Raw genomic sequence first — 2,630 nt, 5'->3', positions numbered from 1 at the left:
CCGGCCCGCCCGCGCTGGCCAGGTGCCGCGCGGCCGCGGCGCCCAGCGCGAGCGCCAGCTCGGCGGTCAACTCCCGGTTGGCGACCCCACGGACACCGTCGGTGCCGAATAGTCGACCCATGCGGACAAACCTCTCACAATTGCCGGTTCAGCACCTAACGTGCCCGTTCTTTTCTGACCGAAACGGGGCCCGTTTGCGCGCAGACACGCCGAAGCGACGCGTGTTGAGGCCCCGCCGCGGCCAGAAAGTGATGCTCGATCAGCGCTTGCTGTACTGAGGCGCCTTGCGGGCCTTCTTCAGGCCGTACTTCTTGCGCTCGGTGGCGCGCGGGTCACGGGTGAGGAAGCCGGCCTTCTTCAGCGCGGGCCGGTCCTCGGGCTGCGCCAGGATCAGGGCCCGGGCGATGCCCAGGCGCAGCGCGCCGGCCTGACCCGACGGGCCGCCGCCGTGCAGCAGGGCGAAGATATCGAAGTTCTCCACCCGGTCGACGGTGACCAGCGGGGCCTTGATGAGCTGCTGGTGCACCTTGTTGGGGAAGTAGTCCTCCAGGCTGCGGCCGTTGAGGTCGAACTTGCCGGTGCCGGGCACCAGGCGGACGCGCACCACGGCCTCCTTGCGGCGGCCGACCGTCTGGATCGGCCGGTCGAAGACGAAGGACTCGGCGGCCGGCGCGGCCGCGGGCGCCTCGGCCGGCACGTCGGGGGTTTCGGGGGTGGCCGTGGTGTCGTCCAGGGCCTCGGTCGTTTCGGTCACTGGGCCACCTGCTTGATCTCGTACGGGACCGGCTTCTGAGCGGCGTGCGGGTGCTCGGGGCCGGCGTAGACGTGGAGTTTGCGCTGGATCTGACGGCTGAGCTTGTTCTTGGGCAGCATGCCGACGATCGCCTTCTCGACGACGCGGTCGGGGTGCTTCTCCATCAGCTCGCCGGTCGTGCGCGAGTGCAGGCCGCCGGGGTACCCCGAGTGGCGGTAGGCCAGCTTGCTCTGCAGTTTGTCGCCGGACAGGGCGACCTTGTCGGCGTTGATGACGATGACGAAGTCACCGCCGTCGACATTGGGGGCGAACGTCGGCTTGTGCTTGCCGCGCAGCAGGGTGGCCGCCGCGACGGCAAGGCGGCCAAGCACCACGTCCGTGGCGTCGATGACGTACCACGACCGCGTGGTGTCACCCGCCTTTGGCGCGTAGGTGGGCACAGCGCTTACCTTCTTCTCTCGAGGTGGATCCCGGGTCGAGCCGGGTGCCGGTCAGGCGATTGCGGTTGGGGCTGATCTCGGCGACCGACATTGACCCGAGGCCCCGGCGTACCGCACGCCAACCGAGCAGCTTACCGATGCGCGTCCCCGCAGGTCAAAATGACTGTGTGGTCCCAGCGGCTCTCCCCCGCCGGGACCACACAGACGTCTGTGGGTGCTGCGGCTACCGGCCCCAGGCGCCGGCCGCCCGCCTATCGGCGTCGGCCACCTCGTCCGCGCCGTCGCGCACCGCGTTGCCGAGGTCGACCAGGATCTCGTTGAGGGCCGTCGCCGCCTGGTGCCACTTCTGCTGTTCGGCCTGGTAGGCAGCGGCCGCCTCCCGGGTCCAGAGTTGCTGCAGCGGGGCGATCTGCGACCTCAACTCGTCCAGCGCCGCGTTGAGACGGGTCGACGTGGTGTGGATTTCCCGGCGGACCGAATATTCGATCTCGCCGAAGTCATACGAAAGCGCCGATTCCACGATGAATCCTCTCGATCACAGGGTGCCGCCGGCGGCGGCGATGTGGGCGGCGTGGTCGTGGCCCGCCTCCTGCAGGGTGGCGGCGTTGTGCCGGATGGTCTCGCCGATCGCGTGCAGGACGTGGTAGAGCCGCAGCGACTCGGCGTTCCAGCGGTCCAGCACGTCTTTGAACCGCGCGGCCGCGGTCCCACCCCACACCGACGGCGGGACTCCGCCCATGCGGCCGATGAATGCCTGCAACATCGCCCGGATCTCCTCGTTGCGCGCGTCCGTCGCTGCCGCCACCGATCGCATCAGGTCGAAGTCGGTGCTGAGTGTGTTCGGAGCAGTCATATTGGGTTCGACCGCGCCGACGCTCGTTTGGTTCCACCCGGTTTCGCGGGTCATCCGACCGCGTGGGCGGATCGGACCGCCCGCTCGCAGGCGACGCGGACGGCGTCCTCGCCGCCGGGTCGGCTCTGGCAGCCGAGGCTGATCCGCACCGGCCCGTCCAGCAACACGGTCCACCGCACCTGGTGGCCGGGGCGGACTTCGCGGTAGGTGACCGCGGGCCTGCCGGCGCTGGTCCCCGCGGGGTTGAAGTCGACGAACACCCCGGCGGGCTCGGCGCCGATCGCGCGTTTCAACCGCTCGGCGGCGCCGCCGAGCGTCTCGCCGGCGGCCGGCGACTGCGTGACGTGCAACGCCACTTCGGGGTCGGCCGGCGAGGTGATCTGGACCCGCGCCGATCCCGGGCCGGCGAGCACTCGTTGCGTGGGCCAATCCGCGGGCACGGTCACCGCCACCCGGCCTTCGACCAAAAAGGTGGTGGGCGGGGCCGCCACCGGCGGTGGGCTAACCGCGCCGTGCCGGCCCGCGGTGATCGCGGCCGGGGCCGCCGCGGCCAGCACGATGGTGGCCGCGCCGAGGCCGCTCA

General features: G+C 70.8%; 6 protein-coding genes. All 6 read right to left on the bottom strand.

Annotated elements, in window-relative coordinates:
• Positions 1 to 121, bottom strand: a 121-nt coding sequence (locus HMPREF0591_RS31740; RefSeq protein WP_007172544.1) for a phosphoglucosamine mutase, incomplete at its 3' end; no start/stop codon positions are given.
• Between the two features lie 138 nt (positions 122 to 259).
• Complete coding sequence (gene rpsI, locus HMPREF0591_RS29525) at positions 260 to 754, bottom strand: 30S ribosomal protein S9 (protein WP_007172543.1); 495 nt, start codon at positions 752 to 754, stop codon at positions 260 to 262.
• A complete protein-coding gene (rplM, locus tag HMPREF0591_RS29520) occupies positions 751 to 1,194 on the bottom strand; it encodes a 50S ribosomal protein L13 (RefSeq protein WP_007172542.1) in 444 nt (147 codons plus the stop codon). The genes rpsI and rplM overlap by 4 nt, the downstream gene beginning before the upstream one ends.
• A 223-nt stretch (positions 1,195 to 1,417) precedes the next feature.
• Positions 1,418 to 1,714, bottom strand: a complete 297-nt coding sequence (locus HMPREF0591_RS29515; RefSeq protein WP_007172540.1) for a WXG100 family type VII secretion target — start codon at positions 1,712 to 1,714, stop codon at positions 1,418 to 1,420.
• A gap of 15 nt (positions 1,715 to 1,729) precedes the next feature.
• On the bottom strand, positions 1,730 to 2,047 hold the full coding sequence (locus HMPREF0591_RS29510; RefSeq protein ID WP_040624464.1) for a WXG100 family type VII secretion target: 318 nt from the start codon (positions 2,045 to 2,047) through the stop codon (positions 1,730 to 1,732).
• A gap of 50 nt (positions 2,048 to 2,097) precedes the next feature.
• The coding region (locus HMPREF0591_RS29505; protein WP_007172538.1) for a type VII secretion-associated protein at positions 2,098 to 2,630 on the bottom strand (533 nt) is incomplete at its 5' end.

The organism is Mycobacterium parascrofulaceum ATCC BAA-614 (assembly GCF_000164135.1).
Classification (GTDB): Bacteria; Actinomycetota; Actinomycetes; order Mycobacteriales; family Mycobacteriaceae; genus Mycobacterium; species Mycobacterium parascrofulaceum.
Note: the sequence above shows the minus strand (reverse complement) of the source record. Positions and strands in the feature narration are given on the sequence as shown.

Excerpts from the sequence above, each read along its gene's own strand:
- HMPREF0591_RS29510 (WP_040624464.1), bottom strand. The coding sequence starts at position 2,047 with ATGACTGCTCCGAACACACTCAGCACCGACTTCGACCTGATGCGATCG.